This is a genomic window from Ottowia sp. (assembly GCF_035444425.1).
In the GTDB taxonomy this organism is placed as follows: Bacteria; Pseudomonadota; Gammaproteobacteria; order Burkholderiales; family Burkholderiaceae_C; genus Ottowia.
On the sequence record NZ_DAOMOQ010000004.1, the window covers coordinates 33,751 to 50,794 of the forward strand.

Genomic DNA, 17,044 nt, shown 5'->3' on the forward strand with positions numbered 1-17,044 from the left:
GTGCGCCGGTAAAATCCTGTAACTTGCAGGGGTTAACCCTTGGTTTCCAGGGGTTTGGCCAACAACCTCGTCTCCACGAGCCAAAAAAAAACAACAGCGCACCCTGTGCGGATGCGCTGTCCCGTCTGCCGGTCGACCCGGACCGGGGCGCTACAGGCTGCCCTTGGTCGACGGGATCTGCCCGGCGGCGCGCGCGTCTGGCGTGAGCGCCATGCGCAGGGCGCGGCCGAAGGCCTTGAAGATGGTCTCGGCCTGGTGGTGCGCATTGATGCCCTTCAGGTTGTCGATGTGCAGGGTGACGAAGGCGTGGTTGACGAAGCCCTGGAAGAATTCGTGCAGCAACTGGGTGTCGAACTGGCCGATCATGCCGCTGGTGAAGTTGACGTCGATGGCCAGGCCCGGGCGGCCCGAGAAGTCGATCACCACGCGCGACAGCGCCTCGTCCAGCGGCACGTAGCTGTGGCCGTAGCGGATGATGCCCTTCTTGTCGCCGACGGCCTGCCGCACGGCCTGGCCGATGCAGATGCCAACGTCCTCGACGGTGTGGTGGCCGTCGATGTGCAGGTCGCCGTCGCAGTGCACGTCGAGGTCGATCATGCCGTGGCGGGCGATCTGGTCCAGCATGTGGTCGAAGAAGCCGATGCCAGTGTTCAATTTGGACCGACCCATTCCATCGAGGTCGAGGCTGACCTTGATCTTGGTTTCGGCGGTGTCGCGCGCGACGGCGGCGGTGCGGGGGGCGGTGGTGGTCATAGCGACTCCTTCAGGGCGGTGAGCATTTGGGTGTTTTGGTCAGCGCTGCCGACAGTAAGGCGCACGCAGTTGGCGAGCATGGGGTGCAGGGCGGAAACGTTCTTGATCAGGACGCCGCGTGCCTTCATGCCGGCGAAGATCTTGGCTGCATCGGGCACGCGCACCAAGATCATGTTGCCCTCGCTCGGATAGGGCGTGACGCCGGGCAGCGCGCCCAGTTCGATCAGCAGACGCGCGCGCTGGGCGCGGATATCGGCCGCCTGCGCGGCGAACAGATCGGCGTGTTCGAGCGCAAACAGCGCGCATTCGGCGTTCAGCACGCTGATGTTGTAGGGCGGGCGCACCTTGTCGATCTCGGCGATCAGCGCGGCATCGCCCAGCATGTAGCCGATGCGCACGCCGGCCAGGCCGAATTTGCTGAGCGTGCGCATGACGAGCACGTGGCGGTGTTTTTCAGGCGCGGCGCGCACGCTGTCGATCCAGCTGCGGGCGGCGAAAGGCTGGTAGGCCTCGTCCATCACCACCAGGCCGCCCTGCGCGCCCTGCGCGGCGATCAGGCGCTCGATGACGGCCTGGTCCCACAGCGTGCCGGTGGGGTTGTTGGGGTAGGCCAGGTACAGGATGGCGGGCTTGTGCGCAGCGATGGCGGCCAGCATGGCGGGCTCGTCCAGCTCGAAATCGGCCGTCAACGGCACGCCATGGAAGGCCAGGCCCTGCAATTGCGCGCTCATGGCGTACATGACGAAGCCGGGCACGGGCGCCAGGATAGACGCGCCGGGCACGTCGCAGGCCAGCGCCAGCAGGCTGATCAGCTCGTCGGAGCCGTTGCCCAGCATCAGCGACCAACCAACGGGCGGGGCTGCGTGGTCGTGCAGCGCAGACTTCAGGTCGTCAAGCCGCGCGCCGGGGTAGCGGTTGATGGCGACGGCGCCGAGGCGGCGGCCCAGCTCGGCCTGCAGCTCGGGCGGCAGGCGATGCGGGTTTTCCATCGCGTCCATCTTCAGCAGGCCGGCGGAATCCTGCACCGCGTAGGCGTGCATGGACTGCACGTCCTGGCGGATGCGGGCGAGCGGGTTGGGGGTGGGCATTTCAGGTTTCATCGGCGAACAGCTCGGCGGCTGACATCTGGAACGGGTTGACGATGCGCAGCGCATCCAGCATCTGGCCGTGCTGCAAGTCCTCGGTCAGCAGCACCGAGGCGCCGCTGTGCATGGCCGCGGCCGCGATCAGCGCATCCCAGTAGTTCAGGCCATAGCGCGCCTCGACACGCCAGGCGGTTTCCACCGTCTGGTGGTCGATCTGCCAGGGCTGCCACAACTGGTAGCGGCGCACCTTGGCCCGCGCATCGCCCTGGCTCAGGGGCCGCTTGATCTTGCGCGTGGCGATCACGTAGAACTCGTTCAGCACTTGGGTCGACAGGCGCCCGGCATGACGCGACCACAGCGCGTTTAGCCAGGCGGCGGCCAGGGGCTGGCGACGCGCCTCGGAGGCGTCGTCGGCGTACACCAGCACGTTGGCGTCAACGAAGACGGTCAGTGCGCTCGGCATAGATCTCGTCGCGCGTTGGATACGGCTGGCCGTCGGAATGCATGCGCACGGTGTCGGCCTGCCATTCGCGGTAGGCGCGCTCGTAGGCGTCGTCCCGGCGCATCTTCTCGGCCAGCATCTCGCCGACCAGGCGCGACACGCTGCTGCCGCGCTTGGCGGCCTCGACGCGCACCCATTCGAGCACGCTGTCCTCGACGGTGATGGTGACGTTCTTCATGGTGTGGATTTTACACGAAATTCGTGTTGCACGAAATTCGTGTTGGTATCGATCGTTGCCGGAACGATTGCCCGCGCCGCGCCGGCCACCCTCACCCCGACCCTCTCCCGGGGGGAGAGGGAGTTTCCTTGGTGGCAGCGCGCGTGGTCATGATTCTTTGAACACGTCAACAGGAAGACAAAGCAGGCCGTCAATCGTGCGGCCGGAACACCGCAGCACATCAGATCACGTTCTGCTCTCGCAGCGGGCGGTTTTCCAGCACCCGCGTCCAGCCCAGCGGCGCCAGGTCCAGCGTGCGGTAGCCGCCGTGGACGATCCACTCGGCCACGCCGCGCCCGACGGCGGGCGACTGCTGCAGGCCGTGGCCCGAGAAGCCGTTGGCGAAGAGCAGGTTAGCGCAGGCCGGGTGCGGGCCGACGATGGCGTTGTGGTCGAAGCTGTTCATCTCGTAGTAGCCGGCCCAGGCCCGCTGCAGGCGCAGCGCCTCGAAGGCGGGGATGCGCCCGGCCAGCGTGGGCCAGACGATGTCCTCGAAGGCGGCGTGGTCGGGTTCGTCGAGCGGCAGATCGTCGCCGTCCTGGGCTTCGGCCGGCGTGAAGCCGGTGATGAAGCCCGCACCTTCCGGCCGCAGCCAGATGCCGGACGGGTCGATCAGCAAGGGGCAGCGCGGCAGCGGTTCGGGACAGCTGACGTGGAACACGGTGCGCCGCTTGGCCGTCACCGGCAGCGCGATGCCGGCCCAGGCCGCCACCCGGCGCGCCCACGGACCGGCGGCATTGACGACCACGTCGGCACGCAGCCGCTCGCCGCCCGCCAGCCGCACGGCGCCGATGCGGTCCCCGGCGAGGTCGAAGCCGACCGCCTCGGCCTGCCGGTAGCGCGCGCCCTGCGCCCGCGCCTGGGCCCGAAAGGCCTGCAGCAGGCTGTAGCCGTCGAACCAGCCCTCGCCTGACAGCCCGAGCGCGCCGAGCGCGATGCCGCTGGTGTCGAGCCACGGAAAGCGCGCCTGCAAAGCCTCGGGCGCCAGCAGCGCGATGTCGGCGCCGTGCGCGCGCTGCACCGTGTGCTGGTCGCGCAGCACGCGCTCGCCGGCCGCCGTCGCCAGGTACAGGTAGCCGCCCTCGTGCAGGCCGATGTCCGGCGGCGGCTCGCCCGGCAGCGCCAATTCCTGCGCCACCCGGCGCAGCAAGCCGATGCCGTACTGGGAGATGGCGATGTTGATGGCGCTCGAGAACTGCTGCCGGATCGAGCTGGCCGACAGCGCCGACGAGGCGCGGGCATAGCTGAAGTCGCGCTCGAGCACCGTCACCGCGCAGCGCCGTGCGGCCTGGAACCCGGGCTGCGTCAGGTAGCGCGCCACGCTGCTGCCGATGGCGCCACCGCCGATGATCACCACCTGATCCGCCATGTCCCGCCTCGCACGGCCGGCGCGCACCGTGGCGCCGGATACTACGCAAATCATAGCGGCGAGGCGGCCGCGCCGGGCAGCGATCGCCGGCGCGCGGAGCGATGTACCAGCCGACGCGGTTTGCGGCGCACGCCTACAGCATCGGCTGCTGAAGCACGCTAAGCTGCGGCGCTGACCATGAAGCTCAGAACCCTTGCCCTGCTGGCTGCCGGCGCCTATGCGCTGGTTCGCGTGTCGCAACGCCTGCAACTGCCGGCCGGCGTGCAGCCGGTGCGGTCGTTCGAGCTGGCGCGCTTTCTGGGCCGCTGGTACGAGGTGGCGCGCATCGACCAGCCGCACGAGCGCGGCATCAGCAACACCACGCTCGACTACCAGCGGCTGGCCGACGGCGGCGTGCAGCTGCTGCAGCGCGGTTTCCGGGACGGCCGCTGGCGCACCGGCCACGCCCGCGTGCAAGCGGTGGAGGGCGCCGACGCGGGGCATCTGCAGCTCAGCATCTTCTGGCCGCTGCGGGCCAGCCACGTGGTGTTCGCGCTCGACGACGACTACCAGCACGCGCTGGTCAGCGGCCCCACGCACGACCAGCTGCGGTTGCTGGCGCGCACGCCGCAGCTGCGCCCGGCCATCCGCGCCCGGCTGCTGGAGCAGGCGCGCGCGGCCGGCTTCGACGTCGAGCGCCTGCTGTGGGTCGACCAGCGGCGCAACCTGGCGGCGCGCCGGCCCAGCCTGGCGCGGCGCTGAGCCGAGCTTGCCGATGCCGGGTGCGGGCAGAATCGGACCCATGAGCACCCACCCGCCGCCCTCCTTCTGGGACCAGAACTACGGCGCCAGCACCGGCTTCAAGTACGGCGAACGGCCGAACGCCTTCCTGGTCGAGCAGGCGGTGCGCTTCACGCCCGGTTCGCGCATCCTGCTGCCGGGTGACGGCGAGGGCCGCAACGGCGTCTGGCTGGCCGAACAGGGCCACGCCGCCTTCAGCGTCGACGGCTCGGCGGTCGGCCTGGCGCGCGCCCAGGACCTGGCACGCCGCCGCGGCGTGACGCTGCACACCACCCACGCCGAGCTGGCCGACTGGTCGTCCGAGCCGGCCGGCTTCGATGCCGTGGTCGCCATCTACCTGCACCTGCCGCCGGCGCTGCGCACGGCGGTGCATCGCAAGCTGGTGCAGGCGCTGCGGCCGGGCGGCCTGCTGGTGCTGGAAGCCTTCCATCCCAGCCAGCTGCCGCTGGCCAGCGGCGGCCCCAAGGACGTCGCGATGCTGTACACGCTGGAACTGCTGCGCGCCGACTTCGCCGGCCTGCGCGAGCTGCTGGCCGAGGAGACCGACACCGTGCTCGACGAGGGGCCGGGCCACCAGGGCCCGGCCAGGGTGACGCGCTGGGTCGGCCAACGCTGATCCGCACGCAGGCCGACGATGCTCGTCATGAAGACCCTGCTGATCGTCTACCACACGATGACCGGCGGCACCGGGCAGCTGGTGCGGGCCGCCGCCGCGGGCGCGGGCGCCGAGGACGGGGTGCGGGTCCGCCTGCTGGCCGCGCCGCAAGCGGGGCCCGCCGACGTACTGGCGGCCGACGCCTACCTGTTCGGCACGCCGGAGAACCTGGCCTCGATGGCCGGTCTGATGAAGGACTTCTTCGACCGCTGCTACTACCCGGTGCTGGAGCGCATCGAGGGCCGGCCCTACGCCACGCTGATCTGCGCCGGCAGCGACGGCAGCAACGCGGCACGGCAGATCGAGCGCATCGCCACCGGCTGGCGGCTCAAGGCCGCGGCGCCGGCGCTGATCGTCTGCACGCACGCGCAGACGCCCGAGGCGATCCTGGCGCCCAAGACGATCCCCGCCGCAGAGCTGAAGCAGGCCGAGGAACTCGGCGCCGCGCTGGCGGCAGGCCTGGCGCTGGGCGTGTTCTGATTCCAATCCCACTTCAAAACGTCGACTATCGTCATCCCGGCGAAAGCCGGGATCCATGCCTGCTTGCACACGCCGTCTGGATTCCGGCCCCGTATCGCGGTACGGGACAAGCCCTCGCCGGAATGACAAGTTTGTTGTTGTGTTGATCTGGAAATGGAATGATCCGGTTCCGGCGCCCGGACGCGCCGCCGGATCAGGGATCGCCGAGGAAATCGCGCTTGCCGACCGGCACGCCGGCCTGGCGCAGCAGGTTGTAGGCGGTGACGGTGTGGAAATACACGTTGGGCAGCGAATGGCCGAGCAGCAGCTGCAAACCCTTGTAGGTGGTCGGCACGCCGGTCACCGGCAGGGTCACGTCCTTGTCGTCGGTGCCGTCGATGCGCTCGGCCGGCACGCTCTGCAGGAATTCGATGGTGCGGGCGATGCGCCCCTGCAGTTCGGCCAGCGTCTGCTCGTCATCGGGGTCGCGCGCCGGGTCCAGGTCAGCCAGCCGCGCGACCACGCTGCGCGCCTTGTCGCAGGCGATCTGCACCTGCTTGGAGAACGGGTACATGTCCTCGACCAGGCGCCGGCTCATCAGCGCCGCCTCATCGACATGGCCGGCATCGACGTGCGCCTGCGCCTTGTCGAGCATGCCCGACAGGTTGCCGAGCAGGTTCACCAGCCTCGGTACGCTGGCCTGGTACATGGAAATATGGGTCATGCTTGCTCACCTCCTTCAATGGCACGGCGCCAGGGGCCGGGCATGGTCGATCCCGGCGCCGATGACCGCGCAGTCTACGCAGGCGGGCTGCCGTGCACCGGCAGCCCCTGGATTGCCGCCGGCGCGGGAATGGCATCCAGCCAGACCCGCGCCGGTCAGGGCTTCAGGCGCAGCTCCGCCGCCCGGGCATGCGCCTGCAGACCCTCGCCGCGCGCCAGCACGCTGGCGATGCGGCCGAGCTGCTGCGCACCGGCCTCGCTGACCTCGATCAGGCTGCTGCGCTTCTGGAAGTCGTACACGGACAGCGGTCCCGAGAAACGCGCCGTGCCGCTGGTCGGCAGCACGTGGTTGGGGCCGGCGCAGTAGTCGCCCAGGCTCTCGCTGGTGTAGGCGCCGAGGAAGATCGCACCGGCGTGGCGCAGCAGCGGCTCCCACTGGTACGGGTCGCGGCTGGAAATCTCCAGGTGCTCCGGCGCGATGCGGTTGCTGATCTCGCAGGCTTCTTGCATGCTGCGCGTGTGGATCAGCGCGCCGCGGCCGTTCAGGCTCTTGGCGATGATCTCGGCGCGCGGCAGACCGGGCAGCAGGCGATCGATCTCGGCCTGCACGGCGTCGATGTAGGCCGCGTCGGGGCACAGCAGGATGGACTGCGCCAGCTCGTCGTGCTCGGCCTGGCTGAACAGGTCCATCGCCACCCACTCGGGCGGCGTGCTGCCGTCGGCCAGCACCAGGATCTCGCTCGGCCCGGCGATCATGTCGATGCCGACCTGGCCGAACACGTGCTTCTTGGCGCTGGCCACGTAGGCGTTGCCGGGGCCGGTGATCTTGTCGACCTTGGGCACCGTGGCCGTGCCGAAGGCCAGCGCCGCCACCGCCTGCGCGCCGCCGATGCTGAAGGCACGCGTGACGCCGGCCACGTGGGCGGCGGCCAGCACCAGCGGGTTGCGCGCCGCCTGAGCCGCACTCGGGCGCGGCGCGTGCAAGGTGTCATCAGGCGCACTGTGGCCGGAGGCCGATGCGTGCTGGTGCGGCACGTCCTCGGGCACGGCGGCATCGCGCCGCACCGGCGTCGGCACCACCATGATGATCTCGCCCACGCCGGCCACGTGCGCCGGGACGGCGTTCATCAGCACGCTGCTGGGGTAGGCCGCCTTGCCGCCGGGCACGTAGATGCCGACGCGGTCCAGCGGCGTGATCTTCTGGCCCAGCAGCGTGCCGTCCTCATCGCGGTAGGTCGCGGTCTCGCCGCCCTGGCGCTTTTGCCATTCGTGGTAGCGGCGAATGCGCGCGGCGGCCTGCTGCAGCGCGTCGCGCTGTTCGACCGGCAGGCTGTCGAAGGCGGCCTTCAGCTCGTCGGCACCCAGTTCCAGCGCGGCCACCGACGCGGCGTCCAGGCCGTCGAAGCGCGCCGTGTACTCCAGCACCGCCGCGTCACCGCGCGCGCGCACGTCGGCCAGGATGTCCTTCACGCGCTGTTCGATGGCCTCGTCCTGCTCGCCGCTCCAGTGCAGGCGGGCCTGGAACTGCGCCTCGAAATCAGGCTGCGCAGTGGACAGGCGCAGCGGGCGGGCGGCCCGACTCATGCCGCCTCCGGTGTCTGCACCGCGGCGGCGAACGCGTCGATGATGCGGCGGATCGGTACCGTCTTCAGCTTCAGCGCCGCCTGGTTGACCACCAGGTGCGAGCTGATGTCCATGATGTGCTCGACCTCGACCAGGTTGTTGGCCTTGAGCGTCTTGCCGGTGCTGACCAGGTCGACGATGGCGTGCGCCATGCCGGTCAGCGGGGCCAGTTCCATGCTGCCGTAGAGCTTGATCAGGTCGACGTGCACGCCCTTCTCGGCAAAGAAGTGGCGCGCGATGCCGGTGTACTTGGTCGCCACGGTGATGCGGCTGCCCTGGCGCACGGCGCGCTGGTAGTCGAAGCCGGCCGACGCCGCCACGGCCATGTGGCACCGGGCGATGCGCAGGTCGAGCGGCTGGTACAGGCCGGCGCCACCATGCTCCAGCAGCACGTCCTTGCCGGTCACGCCGAGGTCGGCGCCACCGTACTCGACATAGGTCGGCACGTCGGTGGCACGCACCAGCAGCACGCGCACCTCGGGCCGGTTGGTGGGCAGGATGAGCTTGCGCGACTTCTCGGGGTCTTCCAGCACCTCGATGCCGGCGGCGGCCAGCAGCGGCAGGGTCTCGTCGAAGATGCGGCCTTTGGACAAAGCCAGGGTGATCACGGGCAGGTTCCTTGGATTGGGCAATGACGGCGGGCGCACATGCGGCATCGGCCAGTCATCGATTCACGACACAGCGGCTATTGTCGCGCCTGAGCGGCCCGGTGATCCGGCTCAGGGCTGCCGGCCATCAAGGCGGCGCGACCAGTCCTCGGCCGCGCCCTGCGCCAGGCGCTGCTCGAACAGCCGCCGCCACGACGGCGTCAGCGGCAGCGCCAGCACCTCGCGCAGCAGCGCCGGATCGCACACGCGCTCGCGGATCAGCGAGGCGATGCGGTCCAGCGGCCAGTCGGGATGCGGGCGATGGCGCAGCCGCACCTCGTCACCGGCGCGCAGCGCACCCGGTTCGCGCACGCGCAGGTACCAGCCGCTGCGCCCGCTGTCCTGCACCCGGCGCGCCATGTCGGGCACGCCGAAGCGGTCGTTGAGCTTCCAGCAGGGCTGGCGCCCCTGGCTGACGGTGAAGCCGGCGCTGCCGATCCGCCATTCGTCGCCGATGCACACCTGGCACTCGTCCAGGCCGTCGACGCTCAGGTTCTCGCCGAACGCGCCCGGCGCCTGCAGCACCGGCAAGGCACCGAGTTCGTCCTGCCAGATCGGGTAATGCGCCCACGGGTACACATGCACCGCCTTCTCGGGGCCACCATGCACGCGCCGGTCGCCCTGTTCGTCGCCCACCAGGCCCTCGGCATGGACCTGGACCGCATCCGGCACCGGGTGCTTGTCGATGGCGCTGAAGCTGTCCGGCCGCGTGTAGGGCACGGCGCGGCCGGTGAGCACGGTGCGCACGCGGCCGATCAGCATCTCATCCATGGGCTGGGCCGGTCGGGCGTCGTTCGAGCGCGGTGATTGATCGCGCAGTGCGCCATCCATCGGCAGCACGGCAGCGCGTCAGGCCGTCAATCCTGCTGCACCGCCCATTCGGCGGGCGTGAAGGTCTTCATCGACAGCGCGTGCACCTCCTCGGTCGCCAGGCGGTCGCCCAGCGCCGCGTACACGCGCTGGTGGCGGGCGATCGGCCGCTTGCCCTCGAACTCGGTCGACACGATGACGGCGAACCAGTGGCGGCCGTCGCCCTCCACTTCGAGGTATTCGCACGGCATGCCGGCGGCCAGGAGTTGCTTGAGTTTCTCAGCGGTCATCACGATCCATCCATTCAGTTGCGCAGCTTGTAGCCGCTCCTCAGCAGGTGCAGCACCAGCGCCGAGATTGCCACAAAGCTGCCGCCCGCAACACCGAGGCTGAGCCAGGGCGAGACGTCGGAGACGCCGTAGAAGCCGTGGCGGAAGCCGTCGATCATGTAGAAGAAGGGGTTGAACTGGCTCAAGGTCTGCCAGATGCCCGGCAGCGAGTGGATGGAATAGAACACGCCGGCGAGGAAGGTCATCGGCAGCACGATGAAGTTCTGGAACGTCGCCATCTGGTCGAACTTGTCCGACCACAGGCCGGCCAGCAGGCCCAGCACGCCCATCAGGCCAGCGCCGAGCAGCGCGAACACCCCGATCCACAGCGGCGCCGCGAAGCTGGCCGGCGCGTACAGCAGCGTCACCAGGTACACGCCCAGGCCGACCAGCAGCGCGCGCACCACCGCCGCGCCGACGTAGGCAACGAACCAGTGCCAGCTCGACAGCGGCGTCAGCAGCGTGAACACCAGGTTGCCCATGATCTTGCTCTGCACCATGCTGGAGGCGCTGTTGGCAAACGCGTTCTGCAGCACCGCCATCATCACCAGCCCCGGCACCAGGAAGGCGACGTAGCTGACACCCGGATACACCTGCACCCGATCGCTTAGCACGTGGCTGAAGATCACCAGGAACAGCACTGCCGACAGCACCGGCGCGGCAATGGTCTGGAAGGCCACTCGCCAGAAGCGCAGGATTTCCTTCTTCAGCAGCATCTTCCAGCCGTCGTTGCGGGCCGGCAGCGCATGCAGCGCCGGGGCGCGGGTCGCGGTGGTGGGCTCGTTCATACAGTGGCGGCGTCGGCCAGGCCGGCCTCGGTAATGGTGGCGACCGTGCGGCTGGCAGCGGTGCCGTTCATAAGTTCGATGAACACGTCCTCCAGATCGGCCTTGCGGATCTCGACGTCCTCGACGTTCACGCCGGCCTGGCGCAGCGCCGCCAGATGCTGCTCGATCTCGGCCGGGTTGCTGGCCGGCAGCTCGACGATGCGGCCGGTGATGCGCGCCAGCGCGGCCAGCGGCCGCGGCAGCACGCTGTCGGTCTTGAAATACAGCACGTTGGCGGTCGCGTTGGCCAGCAGGGTGCTGGTGCGCTCCAGCGCGATCACCCGGCCTTTTTTCAGCATGGCGATGCGCGCGCACAGCGCCTCGGCCTCTTCCAGGTAGTGCGTGGTCAGCAGCACCGTGTGGCCGGCGCGGTTCAGGTCGGCGACGAACTGCCACAGCGTCTGGCGCAGCTCGACGTCGACCCCGGCGGTCGGCTCGTCGAGTACGATCACCGGCGGCTTGTGCACCAGCGCCTGCGCCACCAGCACGCGCCGCTTCATGCCGCCCGAGAGTTGGCGCATGTTGGCATTGGCCTTGTCGGCCAGGCCCAGGCCGGTCAGCAGTTCGTCGATCCAGTCGTCGTTGCGGAACAGGCCGAAGTAGCCGGACTGGAACACCAGCGCCTCGCGAACCGTGAAGAAGGGATCGAACGCCAGTTCCTGCGGCACGATGCCGAGGTGACGGCGCGCCTGCACGAACTCGGTCTGCACGTCGAAGCCGTGCACCTTCACGCTGCCCGAGCTGGCGCGGGCCAGGCCGGCCAGGATCGAGATCAGCGTCGTCTTGCCGGCGCCATTGGGGCCGAGCAGGCCGAAGAACTCGCCATGTTCGATATCGAAACTGACGTTGTCCAGGGCCTTGAGGGGGGATGAGCCGGGTCTGCCGAGGGCCGGATAGACCTTCGACACCGACTGAAAAGAGATGGCTGGCATGAGCAACCGGCCATTTTACGTTCGCTGCCGCCAGCGTGCTTGGCGCCGCCATTTGCCGGTCGCAGCCGGGTGCTTCAGGCCATGGCCAGCGCCGGCTCGCCCGTCACCGCCGGCTCGGTCAGCAAGTCGGCCACGCCGTACAGGTCGGCCAGCTCGCGCAGCCGGGGCGCCAGGCCGCGCACCGCAAAGCCCTTGCCGGCCTGCAGGCACTGGCGCCGGCATTCCAGCAGCACCGCCAGCGCCGACGAGTCGAAGCGCGTCAGCGCCGTGGCATCGACCAGCACCTGGGCGCCGCCTTCCGCGCGCGCGGCCTGCGCCAGCATGTTCAGGCAGACCGAGGCCTGGACGTGCGTGAGTTCGGCGGGCATCACGAGCATGGGTAGAACCGGGTCAACTCAGCTCTTGCTGCTGGCGGCGTTGGCCTTGTTGCGCTCGGACAGCGAGGCGATCAGCCCGTCGATGCCGCCGGCGTTGATCTGCTGCGCAAACTGCGGGCGGTAGTTGTCGACCAGCCAGACGCCGACCACGTTGAGGTCGTAGATCTTCCAGCCGCTGCCTTGGCCCGGGGTTTTCTCCATCCGGTAGTCGAGTTGGATCGGATCGCCGCGGCCCTTGACCAGGGTGCGCACCACCACCTCCTTATCGGCCGCGGTGGCGCCGCGCATCGGCTGCACCTCGACGGTCTGATCGCCGACCTGCTTGAGCGCACCGGCGTAGGTGCGCACCAGCAGCGACTTGAATTCCTGCTGCAGCTTCTCGCGCTGCTCGGGCGTCGCCTTGCGCCAGCCCGGGCCGGTGGCCGAGGCCGTCATGCGGCGGAAGTTGACATTGGGCATGATCTTGCTGTCGACCACCGCCATCACGCGCTCGATGTCGCCGTTCTGCACCGCGGCGTCGGTCTTGATGATCTGCAGCACCTCGCTCGACAGGCGCTGGATCATGGCATCCGGCGCCTCGTCGGCGGCCCAGGCCGCCGGCACGGCGACAGCCGTGGCCAGCAGGCCCAGCGCGCCGGCGCTGAACTTGACGAAGGATCGACGATGGACTCGGTTCATTGCTTGCTCTTTCTGACCGGCGCTCACACAGGCGGCGCCCACGGGTGGGTTGGAACCCGTCCCGGCCACCGGGTTCCCGGCGGCTGTTACAACTTGTGCCCGACTCAGGCCCAGTCAGGGCCTGGCGGGCTGCGATGCCGCGGGTGCGGGCGGCGCGCTGGCCGGCTCGTCCTCGTCCAAGTCATAGCGCTCCAGATCCTGCGGCGGATTGCCATCATGGACCAGGCTGTGGCGCATCTGCAGGTAAGCATCGCGCCTGAACGTGTAGGAATCGAGCGCAGCCGCCTCCAGCAGGTCGCCGGCTTCCAGCAGCCGGGCGCGCCGGTCGATGACGTCGGTGAAGCGCAGCGAATTGCGCCACGACACGTCGTTCACCTGGCCGAGCGGATGACCGTACCAGTCGACCGGCAGGCCGACGGTGTCGCGCACGCTGGACGAGCCCAGCAATGGCAGCACCAGGTAGGGGCCGGGCGGCACGCCCCAGCGGCCCAGCGTCTGGCCGAAATCCTCGCGCTGGCGCTGCAGCCGCATCTCGGTGGCCGGATCGAGCACGCCGCCCAGGCCCATGGTGGTGTTAATCACCACGCGCCAGAACGAATGCAGCGCGCTTTCGGGCTTGGCCTGCAGCACCTGGTTGACGAAGGACCAGACATCGCCCAGGTTGCCGAAGAAATTGCCGACACCGGTGCGCACCGGCTGCGGCAGCACCTCCTTGTAGGCCGTGGCCACCGGCTTGAGCACCGCCTTGTCGACGGCCTCGTTGAACTCGGTCATCGAGCGGTTGTAGCCCTCGAACGGATCGCGCGGATCCGGGTTGGCGACGGTGGCGCAGCCGGTCGCGAGCACCAGAACGGCCAGCGCCACGCCGCGGATCGCCAGGCGCGCCAGCTTGCCGCCCGGGCCGGTCGGTTGAGTTGACATGGAAATGATGCGCTCGGTCTTCACGGGTCGAACCCTTATTTGGCGCCGCCCGGCGCCGGTTTGCCAGCACCGCCGGAGGATGCGTCGCCGGCTGCGCTGTTGTACAGGAACTGGCCGATCAGGTTCTCCAGCACCACCGCCGACTGCGTCGCCGTGACATTATCGCCAGCGGCCAGGTTGTTCTCATCGGCGCCGGCCTCGACGCCGATGTACTGCTCGCCCAGCAGGCCGCTGGTGAGGATCTTCAGCGAGCTGTCCTTGGGGAAGTGGAAGCGCGAATCCATCTCCAGCGCGATGCGGGCCTGGAAGCGCTCGTCGTCGAAGCCGATCTCGGCCACGCGCCCGACCACCACGCCCGAACTGCGCACCGCCGCCTTCGGCTTCAGGCCGCCGATGTTGTCGAAATGCGCCGTGATGCGGTAGGTCGGCTGAAAGCTCAGCGACAGCAGATTGGCCGACTGCAGCGCCAGGAACACCAGCGCCGCCAGCCCGATCATCACGAACAGGCCAACCCATAAATCGTTCTTGGAGCGTCCCATGTGCTCGCCCTCGATCAAAAAGAAAACATCATGGCCGTGAGCAGGAAGTCCAGCCCCAGCACCATCAGCGACGCCATCACCACCGTGCGGGTGGTGGCGCGCGCCACCCCGTCGGCGGTCGGCTTGGCGGTGTAGCCCTGCAGCAGCGCGACGAAGGTCACCGTGACGCCGAACACCAGGCTCTTGATGACCCCGTTGCCGAGGTCGGCCCACCAGTCGACGCCGCCCTGCATCTGGCTCCAGAACGCGCCCGGATCGACGCCGATCATCGGCACGCTGACAATCCAGCCGCCCAGCACACCGACCGCGTTGAACACCGCCGTCAGCAAGGGCATCACGATCACGCCGGCCCAGAAGCGCGGCGCGATGATGCGCTTGATCGGGTCGACCGCCATCATCTCCATGGCGCTGAACTGCTCGCCCGACTTCATCAGGCCGATCTCGGCCGTCAGCGAGGTGCCGGCGCGACCGGCGAACAGCAGCGCCGTCACCACCGGTCCCAGCTCGCGCAGCAGCGACAGCGCCACCATCAGCCCCACCGCCTCGGCCGAGCCGTAGCGCTGCAGGATGTTGTAGCCCTGCAGCGCCAGCACGAAGCCGACGAACAGGCCCGACACCGCGATGATGGCTAGCGAATAGTTGCCCAGGAAGTGGATCTGGTCGCGCACCAGGCCGAAGCGCCGGAAGCTGTTGCCCAGCAGCATGACCAGGCGCCAGAAGAAGCGTGCCGCGTAGCCCATGTCGGCGAGCTGCGAGCGCAGCGCGAAGCCGACGTCGGAGGGGCGCCACCAGCTCACCGGGCCACCTCGATGCCGAAGTCCTGCTCGATGCTCGGGCCGGGGTAGTGGAACTGCACCGGCCCCTCGGCATCGATGCCGATGAACTGCCGGATCAGCGGATCGGTGCTGGCGCGCAGCTCGTCCGGCGTGCCCTGCGCCGCCACCTTGCCGTCGCCGAGGATGATCACCTGGTCGGCGATCAGGAAGGTCTCCTGCACATCGTGCGAGACCACGATGCTGGTGATGCCCAGCGCCGCGTTCAGCCGGCGGATCAGCCGCGCCGCCGTGGCCAGCGAGATCGGGTCCAGCCCGGCGAAGGGCTCGTCGTACATGATCAGCTCGGGGTCGAGCGCGATCGCGCGCGCCAGCGCCACGCGCCGCGCCATGCCGCCCGAGATCTGCGCCGGCATCAGCTCGCGCGCGCCGCGCAGGCCGACCGCGCCCAGCTTCATCAGCACAATGTCGCGGATCAGCGCCTCGGGCAGCCGGGTGTGCTCGCGCAAGGGGAAGGCCACGTTCTCGAACACCGACAGGTCGGTGAACAGCGCACCGAACTGGAACAGCATGCCCATGCGCCGGCGCGCCGCGTACAGCTGCGCCTCGTCCATGGCACCGACGTCCTGGCCGCCCACCAGCACCTGGCCCTGCTGCGCCCGCTGCTGACCGCCGATCAGGCGCAGCACCGTGGTCTTGCCGCCGCCGGAGGCGCCCATCAGCGCCGTCACCTGGCCGCGCGGCACGCGCAGGCTCAGCTCCGCCAGCACCGGGCGCTCCCCGTAACCGAAGGTCACGTCGCGCAGTTCGACCAGGGCATCGTTGACGGATGCAAAGTGCGGTGTGGACATGGCGGGGCCATCAAAAGAGCCGGCGGCAGCCGGCTCGCGAAAATGGGCCATTTTAGCCGTCGCCCCGCCTGTCCATCAGCTACGATCCATGTAGCATCAGAATCAACAGCGGCAACGGGTCCGCGCCGATTGAACCAGCCAGTCAAACAGTTCGATACGATTGTCCGCGCCGGCGCCCGCGGACCTCGGTCTACAACTGCTCGGCGCGCAGCTGCTCGGCGCTCCTGGGCGACAGCAGGCCGGGCGCGACGTCGAACACCGTCTTGGCGCCGTACTGGCCCTGGCCGTGCAGGCGATGCACGGCGCGCGCGTAGGCGACCAGCACGCTGGCCGTGAACTCGGGGTTGCTGTCCAGCTTCAGGCCGTACTCGATCACCTGGGCGTTGCCGACGCTGGTGTTGCCGCTGCGGATGACGAAGCCGCCGTGCGGCATGGCGCCGTGCTCGCGCCGCAACTCCTCGGCGCTGATGAAGTTCACCGTGGTGTCGTACTCGTCGAAGTAGTGCGGCATGGTCACGATGGCGCGCCGCACCGCGTCGGCGTCGGCGCCGTCCCGCAACACCACGAAGCATTCGCGCGTGTGCTTCTGCCGCGTGCTCAGGCTGGGGCGGCTGCCGCTGCGCACCTGCTCGACCGCCGCCGGCACCGGCACCGTGTACTGCACGCCGCCGGCCACGCCGGGCACGCGCCGGATGGCGTCGGAATGGCCCTGGCTCAGGCCCTTGCCCCAGAAGGTGTAGGTCGCGCCCTCGGGCAGCAGGGCCTCGCCCAGCACGCGGTTGATCGAGAACATGCCGGGATCCCAGCCGGCCGAGATCAGCGCCGTCCTGCGGTTGGCGCGCGCCGGCGCATCGACGGCGGCGAAGTACTCGGGGATGCGGGCGTGGGTGTCGAAGCTGTCCACGGTGTTGAACAGCGCCGCCAGCTGCGGGCCCTGCTGCGGCAGGTCGTCCTTGGAGCCGCCGCACAGGATCAGCACGTCGATCTGACCGGTGTGACCGGTCAGCGCTTCCATGCCGTGCACCGGCGTGCCCGCGACCAGCGGCGTGAGCTGCGCCGGCGGACGGCGGGTGTAGATGCCGACCAGCTGCATGTCGGGGTTGCGGGTCAGCGCGGCCTCGACGCCTCGGCCCAGGTTGCCGTGGCCGGCGATGGCGATTCGGATGGGGGTGCTCATGCTCGTTTCCTTGGATT

The 17,044-nt window shown here is 69.3% G+C and carries 22 protein-coding genes; 3 read left to right on the plus strand and 19 right to left on the minus strand.

Annotation, left to right across the window (positions count from 1 at the left end):
• Positions 1-150: 150 nt before the first annotated feature.
• From hisB to PK606_RS02685, 5 genes are all read right to left on the minus strand, one after another.
• Entirely contained in the window at positions 151-753 is a 603-nt protein-coding gene (gene hisB, locus PK606_RS02665; protein ID WP_324560302.1) for an imidazoleglycerol-phosphate dehydratase HisB, read from the minus strand.
• Positions 750-1,841 (minus strand): histidinol-phosphate transaminase, encoded by a 1,092-nt coding sequence (gene hisC, locus PK606_RS02670; protein WP_324560305.1) that lies wholly within the window; start codon positions 1,839-1,841, stop codon positions 750-752. The genes hisB and hisC overlap by 4 nt, the downstream gene beginning before the upstream one ends.
• 1 nt (position 1,842) lies before the next feature.
• Complete coding sequence (locus PK606_RS02675) at positions 1,843-2,301, minus strand: PIN domain-containing protein (RefSeq protein WP_324560308.1); 459 nt, start codon at positions 2,299-2,301, stop codon at positions 1,843-1,845.
• A complete protein-coding gene (locus PK606_RS02680; RefSeq protein ID WP_324560310.1) occupies positions 2,273-2,518 on the minus strand; it encodes a CopG family transcriptional regulator in 246 nt (81 codons plus the stop codon). Before PK606_RS02680 ends, PK606_RS02675 begins: the two co-directional genes overlap by 29 nt.
• A gap of 220 nt (positions 2,519-2,738) precedes the next feature.
• On the minus strand, positions 2,739-3,926 hold the full coding sequence (locus PK606_RS02685) for an NAD(P)/FAD-dependent oxidoreductase (protein WP_324560312.1): 1,188 nt from the start codon (positions 3,924-3,926) through the stop codon (positions 2,739-2,741).
• 177 nt (positions 3,927-4,103) lie between these two features.
• Between PK606_RS02685 and PK606_RS02690 the strand changes: the two genes are divergently transcribed.
• Genes PK606_RS02690 through PK606_RS02700 form a run of 3 tightly spaced genes read left to right on the plus strand, consistent with a single transcriptional unit; the run spans position 4,104 to position 5,841 of the window.
• On the plus strand, positions 4,104-4,667 hold the full coding sequence (locus PK606_RS02690; RefSeq protein WP_324560315.1) for a lipocalin family protein: 564 nt from the start codon (positions 4,104-4,106) through the stop codon (positions 4,665-4,667).
• Between the two features lie 40 nt (positions 4,668-4,707).
• On the plus strand, positions 4,708-5,322 hold the full coding sequence (locus tag PK606_RS02695; protein WP_324560318.1) for a class I SAM-dependent methyltransferase: 615 nt from the start codon (positions 4,708-4,710) through the stop codon (positions 5,320-5,322).
• A gap of 27 nt (positions 5,323-5,349) precedes the next feature.
• On the plus strand, positions 5,350-5,841 hold the full coding sequence (locus PK606_RS02700; protein ID WP_324560320.1) for a flavodoxin family protein: 492 nt from the start codon (positions 5,350-5,352) through the stop codon (positions 5,839-5,841).
• Positions 5,842-6,034: 193 nt separating this feature from the next.
• On the opposite strand, the gene PK606_RS02705 is transcribed toward PK606_RS02700, so the two are convergent.
• From PK606_RS02705 to PK606_RS02770, 14 genes are all read right to left on the minus strand, one after another.
• Complete coding sequence (locus PK606_RS02705) at positions 6,035-6,544, minus strand: DUF1993 domain-containing protein (RefSeq protein WP_324560323.1); 510 nt, start codon at positions 6,542-6,544, stop codon at positions 6,035-6,037.
• A gap of 155 nt (positions 6,545-6,699) precedes the next feature.
• The gene (gene hisD, locus PK606_RS02710) at positions 6,700-8,127 is read right to left on the minus strand and encodes a histidinol dehydrogenase (RefSeq protein ID WP_324560326.1); all 1,428 of its coding nucleotides are present in this window, start codon (positions 8,125-8,127) and stop codon (positions 6,700-6,702) included.
• Positions 8,124-8,822, minus strand: a complete 699-nt coding sequence (gene hisG, locus PK606_RS02715) for an ATP phosphoribosyltransferase (protein ID WP_324560329.1) — start codon at positions 8,820-8,822, stop codon at positions 8,124-8,126. The genes hisD and hisG overlap by 4 nt, the downstream gene beginning before the upstream one ends.
• 63 nt (positions 8,823-8,885) lie before the next feature.
• A complete protein-coding gene (locus tag PK606_RS02720) occupies positions 8,886-9,584 on the minus strand; it encodes an MOSC domain-containing protein (protein ID WP_502920775.1) in 699 nt (232 codons plus the stop codon).
• A gap of 86 nt (positions 9,585-9,670) precedes the next feature.
• Positions 9,671-9,913, minus strand: coding sequence for a BolA family protein (locus PK606_RS02725; RefSeq protein ID WP_324560332.1), 243 nt, complete (start codon positions 9,911-9,913; stop codon positions 9,671-9,673).
• A gap of 14 nt (positions 9,914-9,927) precedes the next feature.
• The gene (locus PK606_RS02730) at positions 9,928-10,668 is read right to left on the minus strand and encodes an ABC transporter permease (protein WP_324560596.1); all 741 of its coding nucleotides are present in this window, start codon (positions 10,666-10,668) and stop codon (positions 9,928-9,930) included.
• Positions 10,669-10,736: 68 nt separating this feature from the next.
• Positions 10,737-11,711 (minus strand): ABC transporter ATP-binding protein, encoded by a 975-nt coding sequence (locus tag PK606_RS02735; protein WP_324560336.1) that lies wholly within the window; start codon positions 11,709-11,711, stop codon positions 10,737-10,739.
• 74 nt (positions 11,712-11,785) lie between these two features.
• Positions 11,786-12,088, minus strand: a complete 303-nt coding sequence (locus PK606_RS02740) for an STAS domain-containing protein (protein WP_324560338.1) — start codon at positions 12,086-12,088, stop codon at positions 11,786-11,788.
• Between the two features lie 18 nt (positions 12,089-12,106).
• Complete coding sequence (locus tag PK606_RS02745; protein WP_324560341.1) at positions 12,107-12,766, minus strand: MlaC/ttg2D family ABC transporter substrate-binding protein; 660 nt, start codon at positions 12,764-12,766, stop codon at positions 12,107-12,109.
• A gap of 114 nt (positions 12,767-12,880) precedes the next feature.
• A complete protein-coding gene (locus PK606_RS02750) occupies positions 12,881-13,687 on the minus strand; it encodes an MlaA family lipoprotein (protein WP_324560344.1) in 807 nt (268 codons plus the stop codon).
• A 35-nt stretch (positions 13,688-13,722) separates the two neighbouring features.
• Complete coding sequence (mlaD, locus tag PK606_RS02755) at positions 13,723-14,226, minus strand: outer membrane lipid asymmetry maintenance protein MlaD (protein ID WP_324560346.1); 504 nt, start codon at positions 14,224-14,226, stop codon at positions 13,723-13,725.
• A 14-nt stretch (positions 14,227-14,240) separates the two neighbouring features.
• The gene (gene mlaE, locus PK606_RS02760; protein ID WP_324560348.1) at positions 14,241-15,023 is read right to left on the minus strand and encodes a lipid asymmetry maintenance ABC transporter permease subunit MlaE; all 783 of its coding nucleotides are present in this window, start codon (positions 15,021-15,023) and stop codon (positions 14,241-14,243) included.
• The gene (locus PK606_RS02765; protein WP_324560352.1) at positions 15,020-15,850 is read right to left on the minus strand and encodes an ABC transporter ATP-binding protein; all 831 of its coding nucleotides are present in this window, start codon (positions 15,848-15,850) and stop codon (positions 15,020-15,022) included. Before PK606_RS02765 ends, mlaE begins: the two co-directional genes overlap by 4 nt.
• Positions 15,851-16,040: 190 nt before the next feature.
• Positions 16,041-17,027 carry a diaminopimelate dehydrogenase gene (locus PK606_RS02770; protein ID WP_324560355.1) on the minus strand — a complete coding sequence of 329 codons (987 nt, stop codon included), beginning with the start codon at positions 17,025-17,027 and terminating at the stop codon, positions 16,041-16,043.
• Positions 17,028-17,044 lie beyond the last annotated feature (17 nt).

Coding starts and splice junctions, on each gene's coding strand:
- PK606_RS02745 (WP_324560341.1), bottom strand. CDS start 12,766: ATGAACCGAGTCCATCGTCGATCCTTCGTCAAGTTCAGCGCCGGCGCG.
- PK606_RS02685 (WP_324560312.1), bottom strand. CDS start 3,926: ATGGCGGATCAGGTGGTGATCATCGGCGGTGGCGCCATCGGCAGCAGC.
- PK606_RS02725 (WP_324560332.1), bottom strand. CDS start 9,913: ATGACCGCTGAGAAACTCAAGCAACTCCTGGCCGCCGGCATGCCGTGC.
- mlaD (WP_324560346.1), bottom strand. CDS start 14,226: ATGGGACGCTCCAAGAACGATTTATGGGTTGGCCTGTTCGTGATGATC.
- hisG (WP_324560329.1), bottom strand. CDS start 8,822: ATGCCGCATGTGCGCCCGCCGTCATTGCCCAATCCAAGGAACCTGCCC.
- PK606_RS02675 (WP_324560308.1), bottom strand. CDS start 2,301: ATGCCGAGCGCACTGACCGTCTTCGTTGACGCCAACGTGCTGGTGTAC.
- PK606_RS02750 (WP_324560344.1), bottom strand. CDS start 13,687: ATGTCAACTCAACCGACCGGCCCGGGCGGCAAGCTGGCGCGCCTGGCG.
- PK606_RS02695 (WP_324560318.1), top strand. CDS start 4,708: ATGAGCACCCACCCGCCGCCCTCCTTCTGGGACCAGAACTACGGCGCC.
- hisD (WP_324560326.1), bottom strand. CDS start 8,127: ATGAGTCGGGCCGCCCGCCCGCTGCGCCTGTCCACTGCGCAGCCTGAT.
- PK606_RS02680 (WP_324560310.1), bottom strand. CDS start 2,518: ATGAAGAACGTCACCATCACCGTCGAGGACAGCGTGCTCGAATGGGTG.
- PK606_RS02700 (WP_324560320.1), top strand. CDS start 5,350: ATGAAGACCCTGCTGATCGTCTACCACACGATGACCGGCGGCACCGGG.
- PK606_RS02730 (WP_324560596.1), bottom strand. CDS start 10,668: ATGCTGCTGAAGAAGGAAATCCTGCGCTTCTGGCGAGTGGCCTTCCAG.
- PK606_RS02770 (WP_324560355.1), bottom strand. CDS start 17,027: ATGAGCACCCCCATCCGAATCGCCATCGCCGGCCACGGCAACCTGGGC.
- PK606_RS02740 (WP_324560338.1), bottom strand. CDS start 12,088: ATGCTCGTGATGCCCGCCGAACTCACGCACGTCCAGGCCTCGGTCTGC.
- PK606_RS02705 (WP_324560323.1), bottom strand. CDS start 6,544: ATGACCCATATTTCCATGTACCAGGCCAGCGTACCGAGGCTGGTGAAC.
- PK606_RS02720 (WP_502920775.1), bottom strand. CDS start 9,584: ATGGATGAGATGCTGATCGGCCGCGTGCGCACCGTGCTCACCGGCCGC.
- PK606_RS02735 (WP_324560336.1), bottom strand. CDS start 11,711: ATGCCAGCCATCTCTTTTCAGTCGGTGTCGAAGGTCTATCCGGCCCTC.
- hisC (WP_324560305.1), bottom strand. CDS start 1,841: ATGCCCACCCCCAACCCGCTCGCCCGCATCCGCCAGGACGTGCAGTCC.
- hisB (WP_324560302.1), bottom strand. CDS start 753: ATGACCACCACCGCCCCCCGCACCGCCGCCGTCGCGCGCGACACCGCC.
- PK606_RS02765 (WP_324560352.1), bottom strand. CDS start 15,850: ATGTCCACACCGCACTTTGCATCCGTCAACGATGCCCTGGTCGAACTG.
- PK606_RS02690 (WP_324560315.1), top strand. CDS start 4,104: ATGAAGCTCAGAACCCTTGCCCTGCTGGCTGCCGGCGCCTATGCGCTG.